13 protein-coding genes are annotated in these 17,560 nt (G+C 70.9%); 4 read left to right on the top strand and 9 right to left on the bottom strand.

All coding sequences use genetic code 11. The annotated features are described in order from the left end of the window. Nucleotides 1-39 precede the first annotated feature (39 nt). Complete coding sequence (locus ACQP17_RS29665; protein ID WP_433859030.1) at nt 40-930, top strand: D-alanyl-D-alanine carboxypeptidase family protein; 891 nt, start codon at nt 40-42, stop codon at nt 928-930. Here the strand turns inward: ACQP17_RS29665 and ACQP17_RS29660 are convergent. The 3 genes from ACQP17_RS29660 to ACQP17_RS29650 form a co-directional block, all read right to left on the bottom strand. Beyond that, a complete protein-coding gene (locus tag ACQP17_RS29660) occupies nt 912-2,219 on the bottom strand; it encodes a BCCT family transporter (protein ID WP_433859029.1) in 1,308 nt (435 codons plus the stop codon). The genes ACQP17_RS29665 and ACQP17_RS29660 overlap by 19 nt on opposite strands. Continuing rightward, complete coding sequence (locus ACQP17_RS29655; protein ID WP_433859028.1) at nt 2,216-3,586, bottom strand: M14 family metallopeptidase; 1,371 nt, start codon at nt 3,584-3,586, stop codon at nt 2,216-2,218. The genes ACQP17_RS29660 and ACQP17_RS29655 overlap by 4 nt, the downstream gene beginning before the upstream one ends. A gap of 98 nt (nt 3,587-3,684) precedes the next feature. Then, nucleotides 3,685-5,649: a Xaa-Pro dipeptidyl-peptidase gene (locus ACQP17_RS29650; RefSeq protein WP_433859027.1), complete on the bottom strand. Its 1,965-nt coding sequence runs from the start codon at nt 5,647-5,649 to the stop codon at nt 3,685-3,687. A gap of 214 nt (nt 5,650-5,863) precedes the next feature. Here ACQP17_RS29650 and ACQP17_RS29645 point away from each other — a divergent pair, with 214 nt between their 5' ends. Further along, nucleotides 5,864-7,363, top strand: a complete 1,500-nt coding sequence (locus tag ACQP17_RS29645; protein WP_433859026.1) for a M1 family metallopeptidase — start codon at nt 5,864-5,866, stop codon at nt 7,361-7,363. Nucleotides 7,364-7,430: 67 nt separating this feature from the next. On the opposite strand, the gene ACQP17_RS29640 is transcribed toward ACQP17_RS29645, so the two are convergent. Then, a complete protein-coding gene (locus tag ACQP17_RS29640; RefSeq protein WP_433859025.1) occupies nt 7,431-8,282 on the bottom strand; it encodes an oxygenase MpaB family protein in 852 nt (283 codons plus the stop codon). A gap of 353 nt (nt 8,283-8,635) precedes the next feature. Here ACQP17_RS29640 and sph point away from each other — a divergent pair, with 353 nt between their 5' ends. After that, nucleotides 8,636-9,607, top strand: a complete 972-nt coding sequence (gene sph / locus ACQP17_RS29635; RefSeq protein ID WP_433859024.1) for a sphingomyelin phosphodiesterase — start codon at nt 8,636-8,638, stop codon at nt 9,605-9,607. Nucleotides 9,608-9,697: 90 nt separating this feature from the next. Here the strand turns inward: sph and ACQP17_RS29630 are convergent, their stop codons facing one another. Continuing rightward, nucleotides 9,698-9,823: a hypothetical protein gene (locus ACQP17_RS29630; RefSeq protein ID WP_433859023.1), complete on the bottom strand. Its 126-nt coding sequence runs from the start codon at nt 9,821-9,823 to the stop codon at nt 9,698-9,700. 157 nt (nt 9,824-9,980) lie between these two features. Further along, on the bottom strand, nt 9,981-11,441 hold the full coding sequence (locus ACQP17_RS29625) for an amino acid permease (RefSeq protein WP_433859022.1): 1,461 nt from the start codon (nt 11,439-11,441) through the stop codon (nt 9,981-9,983). Nucleotides 11,442-12,040: 599 nt separating this feature from the next. Here ACQP17_RS29625 and ACQP17_RS29620 point away from each other — a divergent pair. Continuing rightward, nucleotides 12,041-12,796, top strand: coding sequence for a MerR family transcriptional regulator (locus ACQP17_RS29620; RefSeq protein WP_433859021.1), 756 nt, complete (start codon nt 12,041-12,043; stop codon nt 12,794-12,796). Nucleotides 12,797-12,863: 67 nt separating this feature from the next. On the opposite strand, the gene ACQP17_RS29615 is transcribed toward ACQP17_RS29620, so the two are convergent. The 3 genes from ACQP17_RS29615 to ACQP17_RS29605 are packed head-to-tail and all read right to left on the bottom strand — an operon-like array spanning nt 12,864 to nt 17,518. Next, nucleotides 12,864-15,068, bottom strand: coding sequence for a 3-hydroxyacyl-CoA dehydrogenase NAD-binding domain-containing protein (locus tag ACQP17_RS29615; protein ID WP_433859020.1), 2,205 nt, complete (start codon nt 15,066-15,068; stop codon nt 12,864-12,866). 33 nt (nt 15,069-15,101) lie between these two features. Then, a complete protein-coding gene (locus ACQP17_RS29610; protein ID WP_433859019.1) occupies nt 15,102-16,316 on the bottom strand; it encodes an acetyl-CoA C-acetyltransferase in 1,215 nt (404 codons plus the stop codon). 59 nt (nt 16,317-16,375) lie between these two features. Further along, the gene (locus ACQP17_RS29605; protein ID WP_433859018.1) at nt 16,376-17,518 is read right to left on the bottom strand and encodes an acyl-CoA dehydrogenase family protein; all 1,143 of its coding nucleotides are present in this window, start codon (nt 17,516-17,518) and stop codon (nt 16,376-16,378) included. Nucleotides 17,519-17,560: the final 42 nt, after the last annotated feature.

The following is a 17,560-nucleotide window of genomic DNA, read 5'->3' as shown; positions in this document are numbered from 1 at the left end:
GGGGCCGCACAGCAGGGGCATTTCATTTGGAGCATTCACTTGAAAATCGGCATTAAGGGCATTCGGCGCGTGTCCGCGGTGGCCGTCACCGCGGGAGCCGTCCTGACGGCCGGGGCGTTCACGTCCCCGGCGCAGGCCGCCACGCTCAAAACCCCCACGATCACCGCCAAGGGCGGTTTCGTGATGAACAACGGCACGGGGAAGTCCCTCTTCACCAAGGCCGCGGACTCCCGACTCTCCACCGGCTCCACCACCAAGATCATGACGGCTCGGGTGGTGCTGGCGCAGCAGAACCTCAACCTTGACTCCAAGGTCACGGTCCAGAAGGCGTACAGCGACTACATCGTCTCCAAGACGGCGTCGTCGGCGCATCTGATCGTCGGTGACAAGCTCACGGTCCGCCAGCTGCTGTACGGGCTGATGCTGCCGTCCGGCTGCGACGCGGCGTACGCGCTGGCCGACAAGTTCGGCAGCGGCTCGACCCGGGCCGCGCGGGTGAAGTCGTTCATCGGCAAGATGAACAGCACGGCCAAGAGCCTCGGTCTGACGAACACGCGCTTCGACTCGTTCGACGGCATCGGCAGCGGCGGGAACTACTCGACCCCGCGCGACCTGACGAAGCTCGCCAGCAACGCGATGAAGTACTCGACGTTCCGCACGGTCGTGAAGACCAAGTCGACCAAGCAGAAGGTCACGACGAAGAGCGGTGGCTACCGCTACATGTCGTGGACCAACACCAACAATCTGCTGGGCAGCTACGCGGGCACCATCGGCGTCAAGACCGGCTCGGGTCCGGAGGCCAAGTACTGCCTGGTCTTCGCCGCCACCCGGGGCAGCAAGACGGTCATCGGCACGGTCCTGGCCTCCTCCTCGGTGGCCAACCGCACCGCGGACGCCAAGAAGCTGATGGACTACGGCTTCAAGAAGTAACCGTCCGGTCCGGCGAGGGGCCCCTCCGCGGCAGAACAGCCGTGGAGGGGCCCCTTCGTCATGGCCGGGTGGCCCCTCCCGGACCCGCGCGCCGGCTGCCGGCCCTCGGCGGTCTCGCGGTAGCGGTCACCGCCGGTCTCGCAGTCGCGGTCGGCGTCGCGGTCGCGGTCACCGCCGGTGTCACCGCCGGCCTCGCGGTCACCGCCGCCGGCTCCCCCGGCCTCGGCGCCCTGCCGGTCGCGGACGGTCAGCGGATCGCTGCGCAGATCGCGCGGCAGCGCACCGCACATGGCGATCATCACGACCATGAACGGCACCGCGACCAGGATCGTCGGATTCTGCCACCCCGTCAGGGCGTCCCCCGTGCCGCCGCCGATCAGCAGCATGACCGCGGCGACCGCGCCGGTCACCACGCCCCGGAAGACCACCACGGGCCGGGTCGGCTCGAAGGTGCCCTTCTGCGAGAGGGTGCCCATGACGAGGGACGCGGCATCGGCGCCCGACACGAAGAAGATGCCGGCCAGGACCATGACCAGGATGCTCATCGCCGTGGCGAGCGGGTACCGGTGCAGGACGTCGAAGAGCTGGCCCTCGGGGGTGCCGGCGTGGCCCAGCCGCCCGGTCGCCCGGTCGCCCGGAGCTTCACGGCCGAGCCGCCGAACGCCGCGAACCACACCCAGGCTCACCACGCTCGGGACGAGGATGACGCCGCCGGTGAACCGACGGATCGTGCGGCCCCGGCTGATCCGGGCGATGACCATGCCGAGGAACGAGGCGAGGGAGGTCGGGACCAGGTTGAGGACGAGGACGGTCGGCCCGACCACGAACACGACCGCCGGGGTCACCGCCAGCACCAAGGTGATGTTCGACAGCAGCTGGACGCCCTTGGCGATGCCGGAGACCGCGGACAGGATGAAGGCGAGGGTCGGCACCGTGATGATGACGACCAGCAGGCCGGTGCCGACGCCGTCCGTCCAGCCGAGCACCGTCAGGCCGCTGCCGATCCGCAGTGCCCCGAGCCCGAGCGAGGCCGCGGAGCCGAAGAGGGTGGCGAAGATGGCCAGGATGTCGATGATCCGGCCGCACCGACCGTTCACGCGCCGGGTGCCGATCAGCGGCGTGAACACCGCGCTGATGGTCTGCCGCCGCCCCCTCCGGAAGCAGCTGTAGGCGATGGCCAGCCCCACGGCCCCGTAGATCGCCCACGGGTGCAGCGTCCGGTGGAACATCGCAGTGGCCATCGCGGTGTCCATCGCCTGGGCGGCGTCCCGCGGTCCGACACCTGTCAACCTTTCAAAGAGCCATATTTTCCCGACCCGTTGCCCCCTGCCACACGGGGGCAGACGTTCAGGGGCGTCGCGGCCGTGACGTGCGAGGCGGCCCGCTGGTCCAGCAGCAGGGGGACGAGCGCGCGCAGCGGCTGGCGCAGCGGGACGACCACGCCGTCGCCCTCGCGCTCCCAGTGCACCCCGTGCCCCGCCAGCACGTCCCTGACCTGTGCGAACCGCCGCGCGTCCAAGCGGTAGGCGCAGGGCGGGTCGGTCAGGATCTGTGCGTCAGTGGCGGGTTCGTTGTCCGCGCCGCCGAGGTAGACCGGTCCGCGGTCGGTGGCACCGGCGCGGCGGGCGGCGGTGGTGGCCGCCTCGATGGCCGGGCGGTGCCGGTCCAGGAAGGTGAACGCGCCCTTGAGCGCGGCGAGCTGGGAGCGCACCCGGCGCCGGTTGTTGCGTGCGGGGTCGGCCTTCTCGGCGTCGGTCAGCGCGTCGACCCGGGTCTCGACCAGCATGCCGAGCGAGCCCTTCACCCCCGCGGTGTTGCGCAGAATCCGCTCCTGCCCGTCGCCCGCGACCTGCTTGACGGGGTCGCCGGTCTCCGGGTCGGTCCAGATGCCGTAGACGCCGGCGGAGTAGCCGGCCCGGCGGACGGCGGGCGTCACGAAGTCCTGGGAGAGCGTGGCGGCTTCGCGGTGCACCCGGTCCGCGGTGTTGAGGTTGCGCGGCCACAGCGACAGCACGTCCTTGCGGTAGTACGGGACGGTGGGCCCGTACTCGTGCAGGTCGTAGACGGTGTCGGGGCGGTAGTCGCGCAGGACGACGGCCATCGCGCGGGCCTCGGCGGTCTTCAGGGCGAGGTGGTCGCGGTTGATGTCCACGCCGTCGGAGTTGCCGCGGGTGTCGGCGGCCCGGCCGTCGGGGTTGGCGGTCGGGATGACCAGCACGCTGGTCCGCGCCAGGAAGTGCCGGGTCGCCGGGTCCCGGGCGTAGGCGAGGGCGCGCACGGTGGTCAGGCACGCCTCGCGCCCGGAGGGCTCGTCGCCGTGCTGGGAGCAGGTCAGCAGGACGGAGTTGCCGCGCCGTACGTCCGCGGGGCGGGCGGGAGCCGGCGCGCCGATCCGTACGAGCCGGATCGGGCGGCCCTGCGCCGTGGTGCCGATCCGGTCGATGCGCACGCGCGCGGATCCGCGGTCGACGGCGGCGAGGAATTCCGCTTCCTCGGCCTCGCCGGTCCAGTGGGCACCGTGGCTGGTCTCGAATCCCGTACGGGGTGCGGGGGTTCCGGTGGCGCCGGCGGGAGGGGCCGGCAGGGTCGCGCCGAGGGTGGCCGTCAGTCCGATGGCCAGCATCCCTCGGGCGAGGCGGTGGGAGCGGGGTGTCACGAGGGGGTGCCTCCCTTGGGTGAGCGGTGGGGGTGGGGCGGGGCCGCCCGCGGTGGGCGGCCCCGGCGGTCGTGGCGCGCCGGTACGGTGCCGGGCGGTCAGCCCCCGGCCGGCAGCCGGCTCGGGGCGTGCGGCGGGGCCAGGCCGTCCAGCGGGGCGCCGCCCGACGGGGGCCGGGGCGCGCCCGCGGTGGCCCGCGCGAAGGCGGGGGCGCCGCCGGTCAGCGGGAGCGCGGCGGAGGTGCGGGACAGGTCGAGGGTGAGCGCCGGGCGGGAGGCGGGCGGGTCGATCAGCCCGGCGTCGGTGCCGCCCACGAGGAGCGCGAGCCGGTGTCCGGCGGGCACGACATGGTCGCTCGCGGCGAGGTGCAAAGTGATCGTGTACGGCTTTCCGGGGGTGAGCGGGCGGCCCTTGCGGGCGTCGGCGTAGGTGCCGAGGTCGGCCCAGCCGCGGCTGAAGACGGTGTACGCCACCCTCTTCGTGTCGGCGGCGGTCTCCTTGAAGCAGCCGGTGTCGGCCGGGGTGCCCTCGCCCCAGCAGGTCCGCTTGTCGAGCGTGGTGATGCCCTCGCCGTCGGCGGTGTAGTTGCGGATGGTGGCGGGCCCGAGGTCCACCAGGACGGCGGAGAGGTGGGCGGTCGAGGTGCTCGGGGTGGCGGTGACCGTGACCGTTCCGGAGCCGGACAGCCGCAGCGGGCCGCTCAGCGCCCCGGTGCTGAAACCGGCCTTGTCCGGAGTGGATTGGCCGGCCCGGGCGGCCCAGTCGGCCTCGCCGTGCCGCGGGTCGTCGGTGAAGGTCTCGGTCGCGCCCCGCGGCGCCCTGGCGGTGCCCAGGAGGCCGACGCCGGGCGCGCTGCCGCCGCGCGGCCGCAGGACGGTCGTCGCGGTGCCGGGTGCGGGCCATCGCGCGTCGGTGGACCAGTGGCCCGGCGAGCGCTCGACATCGGCCCCCGGGGTCCGCTCGATGCCGTTGTCGTAGCCCATCAGATAGTGGTCGAACCAGTGGTGCAGGGTCGTGACCCACGCGCCGCGGCGGTAGTCGAAGGGGTCGACGTGCCCGGTCCGGGACAGCCAGATCTTGCGCTCGACGCCGTGCCGGGCGAGCGCGTCCCACCACTGACCGGCGTGCCGGGTGCGGACGTTGAGGTCCTGCATGCCGTGGACGAGGAAGACGCTGGCCCGGACCTTGCCCGCGGCGCGGACGTAGTCGCGCGCGGTCCACAGCGGCGTCCAGTCGCCGCTGCGCGGGGCGCCGGCGGCGAGCGCGCGCTGCACCGCGGCGCAGTGCGTGCCGGCCTCTGGGCTCTCGACCAGGCTCGCCAGGGAGTCGGGCCCGGAGTCGTAGAGCGGGGCGCCCTGGGAGAAGTAGTAGTCGTACCAGGAGGAGATCCCGGAGATCGGGACGATGGTTTTCAGCCCGCCGACACCGGTCGCCGCGACGCCGTTGGCGATGGTGGCGTCCCAGCTCTTGCCGATCATGCCGGTACGGCCGTTGGACCAGCCCGCCCTGACGGGTCTGCCGCCGGTCCGGGCGGTGTAGGCGCGGCCCCGGCCGGCGAGCCAGTCGACCACGGCCCGGGCCGACCGGACGTCGGAGGGGCCGCCGACATCCACGCAGCCGTCCGAGCGGTTGGTCCCCGCGAGGTCGACGAGGACCGTCGCATAGCCGCGCGGCACGAAGTAGTTGTCGTAGAAGAGCGGGAACCCGGCGGGTCGGCCCCGGTCGTCATAGGTCTTCTTCTGGCTCTCGTTGCCGCGCCCGCAGCACGAGTAGTACGGACTCGCGTCCATGATCACGGGTATCCGGCGGCCCTGCCGGGCGGGTTCGGCGGGCCGCACGATGTCGGCGGCGACCCGGTCGGTCCGGCCGTCCGCGTCGCCGTCGAGCCCCGTGTCCACCCAGACCGATTCGCGTATCGCGTGGTCGTAGGAGTAGACGGGTCTGCTCTCGCCGGGCGCCGCCTGCGCGGCGGACGGCCCGAGCAGAGCGCACAGCAGGGCGGCGACGGCCGCCGACACGAGCGCTGTGAAGGAGATGCGGGGGATTCGCGCAGGACTGGTCACGAGGCGGACGGTAGCGCGGTCCAACTCCCGTGCGTAAGGGTGCGGGTGACGACGGATGTGCGCCGGGTGACGAGACGGGGGCGAGTACGGGGCGGGGAGTGGCCGGAAGGCGTTCATGTCGGCCATGTGTCAGATGAGGCCATGTACATGACGCCGGCCCGGCGGTGTACATAGGGTCTGAACAGAGCCATCCCCCCTACGAGTTGGAGGACTCGTGCGTCACAGACTCCTCGTCCCGGGCGCGGCCGCACTCAGCCTGGTGCTGGCGGTCCCGGCCTCCGCGGCCGACTTCACCCCGGGCGCTCCGGGTGTGGGCGACACCTACTACCCCGAGAGCGGGAACGGCGGATACGACGTTTCCCACTACGATCTGCGGCTCAAATACCAGCCGAAGACGGACCTGCTCCAGGGCACGGCGACGCTGCTCGCCACCACCACCCAGGATCTCTCCCGCTTCAACCTGGACTTCGCGCTGAAGGTCAGCGAGATCCGGGTCAACGGCAAGAAGGCCCGCTTCGCCACCTCCGGCAAGCACGAGCTGGAGGTCACCCCGGCCGCCCCGCTGGAGAAGGGCAAGCAGATCAGCGTCGTCGTGCGCTACGCGGGCAAGCCCTCCGAGGTGAAGATCGACAACTACAGCGGCTGGGCCCGCACGCCCGACGGCGGTGTGGTCGCGCAGGAGCCGGACGCCGCCGTGTGGTGGTTCCCCAGCAACGACCACCCCACCGACAAGGCGACGTACGACGTCTCGGTGGCGGTCCCGGACGGCACCCAGGCGCTCAGCAACGGCGTCCTGGCCTCGCAGTCCTCCAAGCTGGGCTGGACGCGCTACAACTGGCGCTCGGACAAGCCACAGGCGACGTATCTGACGACGCTGGCCGTCGGCAAGTTCGACATCACCACCGACACGACCGCGAACGGCCTGCCGGTGATCAACGCGGTCAGCAAGGACCTCGGCGCGAACGAGGGGTCGGCGAAGGCGAGCATCGCGCGCACCGCCGAGGCCACCGAGTGGCTGGAGAGCGTCTTCGGCCCCTACCCGTTCAACGCCGTGGGCGGCTATGTGCCGAACGTGCCGGCCCACTACGCGCTGGAGACCCAGACCCGGCCGTTCTACGGGAAGAAGGCCTTCGACAACGGCACCAACGTGTCCGTCGTGGTGCACGAACTGGCGCACCAGTGGTACGGCGACAGCGTGTCGCTCAAGGACTGGAAGGACATCTGGATCAACGAGGGCTTCGCGGCCTACAGCCAGTGGCTCTGGTCGGAGAAGGAGGGCGACGGCACCGCCCAGCAGCTGGCGGACTACGTCTACGCCCAGCACCCGGCCGATGACCCGTTCTGGAAGGTCCGGCCGGGCAACCCGGGCGCGGAGAATCAGTTCGACGACGCGGTCTACGACCGTGGCGCGCTGGCCCTCCAGGCGCTCCGCAACAAGGTCGGCGACAAGGTCTTCTTCGGCCTCCTCAAGTCCTGGCCGACCGAGCACCGGTACGGCAACGCCTCGGTCGCCGACTTCGTGAAGTTCGCCTCGAAGAAGTCCGGGAAGTCGCTCGACGGCTTCTTCGACACCTGGCTCTTCGAGCCGACCCGGCCCGCCGCGGGCGCGGCCCGGCAGGCGCTCGGGGCGTCGCACACCGCCGTCGCCGAGCCCCGGTCGTGGCGGCAGATCGCGGCGGCCACCCACGGCGTGCACGAAGTGCACGGCCACTGAGCCGGCCGGCTCGGCACCCTTCGCACGGAGCCGGGGACACCCCCGGCTCCGTGTGCGTGCCGCGGCCTCAGCCGCGCGCCGCCCGGCGGGCCCGGCAGGCGAGCGGCAGGAAGCGCAGCCGCTCCGGAAGGACCGGCACCACGGCGCGCACCACCCGGCCGAAGCGGCGCAGCCTGCGCTCCTGCGCGTCCGTCCACTCCAGCCCCAGGGCCTCGCGGGCGTCCGGCGGCATCAGCCCGATCGACAGGAAGCGCCGGACACGGGTGAACCGCGGACACAGCCACGGCCAGACCGCTCGCAGGAGCAGACGCAGCCACCGGGGGCCGCGGTCCGGCGCGGGGACCGGCTGGTCCGGTGCGATCAACTCCCGCACCACGACGGTCGCTTCGCATTCGTTGTCGAGGACCTTGCGGTAATACGGCCAGAACTCCTCGATGCTCTGCGGCATATCGCGGTCGTGGATGCCCAGCACCCGGCCGACCTGCAACCACTCCGCGTACAGCTGCCGCTCCTGCGCCTCGGTGAAGGGGCGGCCGAGATACTGCTGGGCGTGCCGGAAGACGGGATAGCCGGTCGCGTGCACCCAGGCGTAGTAAGCGGGGGTCAGCGCGTGGTATTTGCGGCCGTGCGCGTCGGTCCCCTGAATGGTCTTGTGCAGCCGCCGCAGCCGCCGCCCCTCCTCGGCCGCGCCCGCACCGCCGTACACCCACAGCTGCAGCGAGGTCAGCGACCGCTCGCCGCGCCCCCACGGATCCGTACGGAACACGGAGTGCTCGTCCACTCCGGCACCCACCGCCGGGTGGGCGACCTGCATGGTCAGCGCGGCCGGCAGGGTCAGCAGGATGCGGATGTCCCCGGCCAGCGACCAGAGCACCCCTCCGACCGGCGGCGGTTTTGGATCGTTATCTACCGTATTCATTGCATTGCTCATCATACGGCGGGCCCCTGCGCCCGGCGTGGGAGGGAGCGGTTCCGCGCCACCCGCACGGGGCCTCCCGCCGTCCGGGCATCCGAGGCACCTACCGGGGACACCGGCCAGGCGGCGACGGGCTGCCGGCCGGCCCGCCGGCAGCCCGGGGAGCGACGGGCCTCGCGGGCACTCCCGGCTCCCACCCCTGCGACTCCCGGCCCGGGCCGCCGAGCCCTCCGGTCCCGCTCCGGTTACCGCTTTGCTCTGTACATCTCACGCCCCCCGAGCGGCTACCTGAAAGTAACCCTAGCTGGTTGGATGAGCGTCGCCGATTCAAGTCCCCACCCCCACAGGGAGATTCAGTGTCGCACTCCACGCTGCGCACGTCCCGGATCGCTGCCCTCACCGCGGCCCTCGCCGCCGTCACCCTGACCGTCGCCCCCTCCGCCTCGGCCACCGCCGCCCCCCGTCTGAAGGTGCTCAGCTACAACACCTTCCTGATGAGCCGCACGCTCTACCCCAACTGGGGCCAGGAACACCGCGCCCAGGCCCTCACGGACGCGGACTTCTTCCAGGGCAACGACGTCGTCGTGCTCCAGGAGGCCTTCGACAACTCCACCTCGGACGCGCTGAAGAGCCGGGCCGCGGCGCAGTACCCGTACCAGACGCCGGTGGTGGGCCGAAGCCGCGGCGGCTGGGACGCCACGGGCGGTGCCTACTCGGCCGTCACCCCGGAGGACGGCGGCGTCACGCTGCTGAGCAAGTGGCCCGTCGTCCGCAAAGAGCAGTACATCTACAAGGACGCCTGCGGGTCGGACTACTTCTCCAACAAGGGCTTCGTCTACGCGGTGTTGGACGTCAACGGCACCAAGGTGCATGTCGTCGGCACCCACACCCAGTCCACCGACTCGGGCTGCCGGGCGGGCGAGGCCGTCGCGGACCGCGCCAAGCAGCTCAAGGAGATGGACGCCTTCCTGGACGCCAAGCACATCCCGGCGGACGAGGAGGTGATGGTGGCCGGCGACCTGAACATCGACTCACACAGCGACGAGTACCACGCACTGCTCGGCAACGCCGATCTGGCGCCCGCCGACAGCCGCACCGGGCACCCCTACTCCTTCGACACCCAGGAGAACTCGATCGCGAAGTACCGCTACCCGAACGACCCCCGCGAGGACCTGGACTACGTCCTGCACCGCAACGGCCACGCCCGCCCCGCCGGGTGGCGGAACACCGTGGTGAAGGAGGAGTCGGCGCCCTGGACGGTGTCCAGCTGGGGCAAGGACTACACGTACACCAACCTCTCCGACCACTATCCGCTCGTCGCCGGCTGAACACCGGGGGACGCGGGGGACGCAGGGAACGGTGAACGGGAGGCGGACGCGGGACCGTGCGAGCGAGCGGCGGGCGACCGGGCGGCGGGTTCAGCGGTCGTGGTCCGTCACCGGTATGCCCCGCCGGGCCGGCCGGTCGGATATCGACGGCTCCGCCCCGGACCAGGCGTCGCCCACCGGCCCGAGGTACGTGATGATCCCCGTGTTCTCTGCCATGACTTCACAGTAGGGGCAGCCACTGACAATCGGCCGGGACCGCACCCGCCGGTACCGGCCGGCACCGTCCCGACCGGGCCTGCCCCGCACGAAGGCGGTCGCGGACGCCTCCCGGCATCCGCGACCGCCCCGTTTCAGGCGCCGCGCGCTTGCGTGGCTACTTCGACAGTTCGCGCTCCTCGGCGATCCGGCTGACCCGGCCGCGGACCGCGAACCAGCCGGCGACCAGGGCGGCGGCGAGCACCGGGATGATCATCACGGTCTGCCGGCCGACACCGTCGTCGAACCACATCAGCACGATGACGCCGAGCAGGAAGACGATGGTGGCGATGTCGGTGACCGGCGTGCCCGGCAGCCGGAAGCGCGGACGCTCGACCAGGCCCTCCTTCGACCTGCGCACGAACACCATGTGACAGACCATGATCGTGCACCAGGTGCTGATGATGCCCAGCGCCGCGATGTTCAGCACGATCTCGAACGCCTCGCCCGGCACGACGTAGTTGAGCGCGACGCCCAGTACACAGACCGTGGAGGTGAGCATGATGCCGCCGTACGGCACCTGGTTGCGGTTCATCCGGCCGGCGAACTTGGGCGCGGACCCCGCCATCGACATGGAGCGCAGGATGCGGCCGGTCGAGTAGAGCCCGGAGTTCAGGCTGGACATCGCCGCGGTCAGCACGACGAGGTTCATCACATCGCCCGCCGCCGGCACACCGACGTTGGACAGTACCGTGACGAAGGGGCTCTCCCCACCGGTGTACTTGTTCCACGGCAGCAGCATGGCAAGCAGGATCACCGAACCGACGTAGAAGACGCCGACCCGCCACATGATGGAGTTGACGGCCTTCGGCACGACCTTCTCCGGCTCACCGGTCTCACCGGCGGTCACACCGACCAGCTCCACCGCGGAGTAGGCGAAGACCACGCCCTGCAGCACGATCACGACGGGCAACAGGCCGGTCGGGAAGATGCCGCCGTTGTCGGTGATCAGGTTCAGACCCGGCGCATGCCCGCCGACCGGGTGCTGGGTGGCCAGCAGGAAGATGCCGATGAACATGAAGGCGACCAGCGCGGCGACCTTGATGATCGCGAACCAGAACTCCAGCTCACCGAAGATCTTCACCGAGATGAGGTTCACCGTCAGCACGACCGCGAGGGCGATCAGCGCCATGACCCACTGGGGAATGCTGGTGAACATGCTCCAGTAGTGGGTGTAGAGCGCGATCGCGGTGATGTCGGCGATACCGGTCGTCGACCAGTTGACGACGTACATCCAACCGGCGACGTAGGCGCCCTTCTCCCCCAGGAACTCACGGGCGTAGGAGACGAACGAGCCGGACGACGGGCGGTGCAGCACCAGCTCGCCCAGGGCGCGTACGACGAAGAAGGCGAAGAGGCCACAGACCGCGTAGGCGATGGCCAGCGCGGGTCCGGCGGAGTGCAGCCGCCCCCCGGCGCCCAGGAACAACCCGGTGCCGATCGCTCCACCGATGGCGATCATGTTGATGTGCCGGCCCTTGAGGCCCTTGCTGTAGCCCGCGTCGCCCGCGTCCTGCGGAGCGCCGCTCCCCCCGTCAGGTGACCTGTGGGCTGCGTCGGTGACGGTTTCTGTGCTCACTGGTGGTGCATCTCGCTTTCGGGCAGGCTTGAGCGATGGCCGGATTTCGCGGATCGCACATCCGGTCGACGGCACACGTTCCCTGAAGAGTGGCCCCCCGTCTGTGCGCAAGATCACACCGTGTACAGGTCACCTAAGATTTGTCCGTATTTGTCGTGCATTTTCTGGCGTCTCATCGGGAAAGTGGGCCTCAGTTCACCCGATTCCGGACCCCACCCCTCACCCAGCACCGCAGATTTTCGGACCCGTTCGATCCCTCTACGGAGGATGTTGGCCAAAACGACAACTCATGTGGCTGCCCCGATCGGCGCCACGGGAGGCCCGGCCCGCTCCCCCCGCACCCGCCGGCCTCGCGCCACCTCGCACGCACGGGTGTCGTCCCCGCGCTCAAGGCCCTCATCCGTCACGAATCGGCCGCCGGCCCGGTGGATTCACCCGGCGCACCGGGCTGGCGGAGGATCGTGGTCACGACGCATGGTCCCGGCGGCTCCCGAGCCCGTGCCGCAGGGCCGCGGGCGGCCGGTCCGCGGCGGCGGCGCCCCGGTGGAGAAGGCGCCGAGAGGTTTCACAAGAGTGGTGAGACAGCAATACTGTTGAACATGATGGAGCCCGCCACCGATCTGACCGTCGACGAGCTGGCCGCCCGCGCCGGCGTCACGGTCCGCACGATCCGCTTCTACAGCACCCGCGGTCTGCTGCCGCCGCCGGAGATCGGTCCGCGCCGGGTCGGCCGCTACGGGCCGGACCACCTCTCACGGCTCGCGCTCATCGAAGAGCTCCAGCACCAGGGCCTGACCCTGTCGGCGATCGAGCGCTATCTGGAGCAGCTGCCGCCCGACCTGAGCGCGCAGGACCTGGCCATCCACCGGGCGCTGGTGGCGAGCTGGATCCCGGACAAGGCGGAGGACGCGACCCGGGAGCAGCTGGAGCGGCGGGTCGGCCGGGCGCTGACCGAGGAGGACGTGGACCGGCTGGCGGCGATGAGTGTGCTCGTACGGACCGATGACCCGCGGATCTACCGGGTCGATCCGGGGCTGCTCCACCTGGGCACGCGGCTGCTGGACGTCCCGATCGCGCTGGAGACCATCCTCGCGGCGCGCGGCGTGGTCATCGAGCACACCCGCGCGGCGGCCCGGGAGCTGAGCCGGCTCTTCAAGGACGAGGTGTGGGAGCCGAACCGGCACGGCGGGCCGGACGAGGAGGAGCTGGCGCGGATGAAGTCGCTGTCGGCCCATATGCAGCCGATGGTGGTGCAGGCACTGGTCACCGCCTTCCAGCGGTCGATGAAGCAGGAGCTGCGGGAGTCCTTCGACAGGGAAGGCGACCGGGGCCGGCGGGAGGGGCCCCAGGAGTGACGGCGAGGAGCCGGCCCCGGGGCGACGGGGCGGACGGGGGCGGGCCGCCGGGGCCCGCCCCCACCGTTCAGTCGCTGAACTTCTCGCCCTTGCCGGACTTGTCGACCAGCAGCGGGGACGGCGCGAACCGGTCTCCGTAGGCGGCCTGCAGCTCACGGGCGCGGGTCACGAATCCGGGCAGTCCGACGAGCTCCTCCCGGCCCGGCCCACCCCGGTAGCCGTTGATGTACTGGAGCACTCCGCCGGTCCAGCCCGGGAAGCCGATGCCGAGGATGGAGCCGATGTTCGCGTCGGCGACGGAGGTGAGCACGCCCTCCTCCAGGCAGCGGACGGTGTCCAGCGCCTCGGCGAACAGCATCCGCTCCTGCATGTCGACGAACGGGATGGCGGCGCCCTCCCGGACGAAGTGTTCCCGCAGCCCCGGCCACAGCCGGGTGCGCTTGCCGTCGTCGCCGTACTCGTAGAAGCCACCGCCGCCGCTGCGTCCGGGACGGCCGAACTCGTCGACCATCCGGTCGATGACCGCGTCGGCCGGGTGCGGCTGCCAGGTGCCGCCGGACTCCTCGACCGCCCGCTTGCTCTCCTCACGGATCTTGCGCGGCAGCGTCAGGGTCAGCTCGTCCATCAGCGACAGCACCTTGGCCGGGTAGCCGGCCTGGGCGGCGGCCTGCTCTACGGAGACCGGGTCGAGGCCCTCGCCGAGCATCGCCACGCCCTCGTTGATGAAGTGGCCGATCACGCGGGAAGTGAAGAAGCCGCGCGAGTCATTGACCACGATCGGCGTTTTGCGGATCTGGCGGACCAGGTCGAAGGCGCGGGCCAGCGCCTCGTCGCCGGTCCGCTCGCCCTTGATGATCTCCACCAGCGGCATCTTGTCGACCGGCGAGAAGAAGTGCAGCCCGATGAAGTCCTGCTCGCGCTCCACGCCTTCGGACAGCAGCGTGATGGGCAGGGTGGAGGTGTTGGAGCACAGCAGCGCGTCGGGGGCGACGATGTGCTGGATCTCCTTGAACACCTTGTGCTTGAGGCCCACGTCCTCGAAGACCGCCTCGATGACGGCGTCGCAGCCCGCGAGGTCGGTGGGCTCGGCGGTGGGCGTGATGCGCGCCAGCAGCTCCTCGCGCTGCTGCTCGGTCGTCCGGCCCCGGGCGACCGCCTTGGCGAGCAGCCCCTCCGAATAGGCCTTGCCCTTCTGGGCCGCCTCCACGGAGACGTCCTTGAGGACGACCTGCATGCCGGCCCGGGCGCAGGAGTAAGCGATGCCCGCGCCCATCATGCCGGCGCCGAGGACGGCGACCTTCTCGACCTTGCGGGGCTCGATGCCCTGGGGCCGGTTGGCGCCGGAGTTGACGGCCTGCAGATCGAAGAAGAACGCCTGGATCATGTTCTTGGAGATCTGGCCGGTCACCAGCTCGACGAAGTAGCGCGCCTCGATGGTCTGCGCCGTCTCGAAGTCGACCTGGGAGCCCTCGACCGCGGCGGCCAGGATGTTGCGCGGGGCCGGGTACGGCGCGCCGTTCAACTGCTTCTTGAGGTTGGCGGGGAACGCCGGCAGGTTGGCCGCGAACTTCGGCTGGGCGGGGGTGCCGCCGGGGATGCGGTAGCCCTTGACGTCCCAGGGCTGCTGGGACTCGGGGTGCTCGTCGACGAAGGCGCGGGCCTTGGCGAGCAGCTCCTCGGGGGTGGCCGCGACCTCGTGGATCAGCCCGGCCTCCTGGGCGCGGGTGGCGTTGTACTGGGTGCCCTGGAGCAGCACCTTCAGCAGCGCGTCGGCGATGCCGAGCAGCCGGACGGATCGGGTGACGCCGCCGCCGGCGGGCAGCAGACCGAGGGTGACCTCGGGCAGGCCGATCTTGGTGCCGGGGGTGTCGAGGGCGACGCGGTGGTGGCAGGCCAGGGCGATCTCGTAACCGCCGCCCAGCGCGGCGCCGTTGATCGCGGCGACGACGGGCTTGCCGAGCGTCTCGATGCGGCGCAGGTCGCGCTTGATGCCGTTGCCGGTCTCGAAGGCCTGCTCGGCCTGGTCGGGGGTGATGGCGATCAGTTCGTGCAGGTCACCGCCGGCGAAGAAGGTCTTCTTGGCGGAGGTGAAGATGATGCCGCGGATGCTGTCCTTCTCGGCCTCCAGGCGGTCGGCGACCGCGGTCAGGGAGGCCTTGAAGGCGTTGTTCATGGTGTTGGCGGACTGGTCGGGGTCGTCCAGGACCAGGGTGACGATGCCGGTCTCGTCCTGTTCCCAGCGGATGGTCGACGACGCAGGGGACTCGCTCACTGTGGCTTCTCCGTAAGGGGTGGGGACGGGCGGTCAGAGGCGCTCGATGACGGTGGCGATGCCCATGCCGCCGCCGACGCAGAGGGTGGCCAGGCCGTAGCGCTTGTCCTGCCGCTCCAGCTCGTCGATCAGGGTGCCGAGGATCATCGCGCCGGTGGCGCCGAGGGGGTGGCCCAGGGCGATGGCGCCACCGTTGACGTTGACCTTGTCCAGGCTCAGGCCCATGTCCTTGACGAAGCGCAGCACCACGGCGGCGAAGGCCTCGTTGATCTCGACGAGGTCGATGTCGTCGATGGTCAGCCCGGCCTTGGCCAGGGCCTTGCGGCTGGCGGGCGCGGGCCCGGTGAGCATGATCGTCGGCTCGGAGCCGGAGACCGCGGCGGAGATGATCCGGGCCCGCGGGGTCAGACCGTAGCGGTCGCCGACCTCCTTGGAGCCGATGGCGACGAGCGCCGCGCCGTCCACGATGCCGGAGGAGTTGCCGGCGTGGTGGACATGGTCGATCTTCTCGACCCAGTGGTACTTCTGCAGGGCGACCGCGTCGAAGCCGCCGGCGTCACCGATGGTGGCGAAGGACGGCTTGAGGCCGGCCAGGGAGTCGGCGGTGGTGCCGGGCCGCAGGAATTCGTCGTGGTCGAGGACGACCAGGTCGTTGCGGTCGCGCACCGGGACGACGGAGCGGTCGAAGCGGCCGTCCTTCCAGGCCTCGGCGGCGCGCTCCTGGGAGAGCGCGGCGAACTCGTCGACATCGCGCCGGGTGTAGCCCTCGATGGTGGCGATCAGGTCGGCGCCGATGCCCTGGGGGACGAAGCCGGTGTCGAAGTTGGTCATCGGGTCGGCGAACCAGGCGCCGCCGTCCGAGGCCATCGGGACGCGCGACATGGATTCGACGCCGCCGGCCAGGACGAGGTCCTCCCAGCCCGAACGCACCTTGGCCGCGGCCATGTTGACGGCTTCGAGGCCCGAGGCACAGAAGCGGTTCTCCTGAACGCCGGCGACGGTGTCGGGCAGGCCGGCGGCGATCGCGGCGATCCGGGCGATGTCGGATCCCTGGTCGCCCACCGGGCCGACGACGCCGAGCACGATGTCGTCGACGGCGGCCGGGTCGAGGCCGGGGAAGCGCCGGCGCACCTCGTGGATGAGTCCGACGACCAGGTCGATCGGCTTGGTGCCGTGCAGTGCGCCGGTGGCCTTGCCGCGGCCGCGCGGGGTGCGGATCGCGTCGTATACGTACGCTTCGGTACTCAAGTCAACAAGCCTTTCGCATGAGGGTGGGGCAGGGCGGCGGGGGGGCGGGGCCGTCCGGGTCAGTCGAGCAGGGAGCGTCCGATGATCTCCTTCATGATCTCGGTGGTCCCTCCGTAGATCGTCTGGATACGGCCGTCGGTGAAGGCCTTGGCCACGCGGTATTCGGCCATATAGCCGTAACCGCCATGGAGTTGCAGACAGCGGTCGGCGACGCGTTTTTGCAGCTCGGTGGCCCACCACTTGGCCATCGAGGCATGCGTCGCGTCCAGCTCGCCCGCGGTGTGGTCGGTGATGCAGCGGTCGAGGAAGGCGCGGGTGACGGCGCACTCGGTGGCCATCTCGGCTATCTCGAAGCGGATGTGCTGGAGCTTGGACAGCGGACGCCCGAACGCCTCGCGCTCCTTGACGTACCGGCTGGTGATCTCCAGCAGGTGCTCGGCTGCGGTGATCCCGGAGACGGCGATGTTCATCCGTTCCTGGGCGAGATGGGTCATCAGATGGACGAAGGCGCCGTTGCGCTCGCCGAGCAGATTCTCCTTGGGGACGCGCACGTCGTGGAAGAACAGCTCAGCGGTGTCCTGGGCCTTCTGGCCGATCTTGTCGAGGTTGCGGCCACGCTCGAAGCCTTCCATGCCCCGCTCGACGACGAGCAGGCTCAGGCCCCGCGCCCCGCCCTCGGGGGTCGTCTTGGCCACGACGACGACCAGGTCGGCGAGGATCCCGTTGGAGATGAAGGTCTTGGAGCCGTTGAGGATCCAGTGGTCGCCGGCGTCCTCGGCGTGGGTGCGGATGCCCTGCAGGTCGGAGCCGGCGCCGGGCTCGGTCATCGCGATGGCGGTGATGATCTCGCCGCTGCAGAAGCCGGGCAGCCAGCGGCGCTTTTGTTCCTCGGTGGCGAGGGCCGTCAGATAGGGCCCGATGATGTCGTTGTGCAGACCCACGGCCAGCCCGGCGGCTCCGGCCCGGGTGAACTCCTCGCCGAGCACCACGCTGTAGCGGAAGTCGGGCTGTCCGCCACCGCCGTACTCCTCGGGCACCGCGAGGCCCAGCAGTCCCTGGGCACCGGCCGCCCGCCAGGCGTCGCGGCTGACGATGCCGTCCTTCTCCCACTGCTCGTAGTGGGGTGTCACTTCCCTGGCGAGGAAGGTGCGTACGGTCTCGCGGAACGCGTCGTGGTCCGCGGTGAAGATCTGGCGCTTCATCTGTCCGGGCCCTCCTCAGAGCCAGTGCTGGACGGTGTCTCG

The sequence above is a fragment of the Streptomyces kronopolitis genome (assembly GCF_050953795.1).
Taxonomy (GTDB): Bacteria; Actinomycetota; Actinomycetes; order Streptomycetales; family Streptomycetaceae; genus Streptomyces; species Streptomyces kronopolitis_A.
The sequence above is the reverse complement of the archived record's forward strand: the minus strand, read 5'-3'. Positions and strand labels throughout refer to the sequence as shown.

What these genes read in the sequence shown, in the direction of transcription:
- ACQP17_RS29620 (WP_433859021.1), top strand. Translation starts at nt 12,041, where the DNA reads ATGATGGAGCCCGCCACCGATCTGACCGTCGACGAGCTGGCCGCCCGC.
- ACQP17_RS29605 (WP_433859018.1), bottom strand. Translation starts at nt 17,518, where the DNA reads ATGAAGCGCCAGATCTTCACCGCGGACCACGACGCGTTCCGCGAGACC.
- ACQP17_RS29640 (WP_433859025.1), bottom strand. Translation starts at nt 8,282, where the DNA reads ATGAATACGGTAGATAACGATCCAAAACCGCCGCCGGTCGGAGGGGTG.
- ACQP17_RS29630 (WP_433859023.1), bottom strand. Translation starts at nt 9,823, where the DNA reads ATGGCAGAGAACACGGGGATCATCACGTACCTCGGGCCGGTGGGCGAC.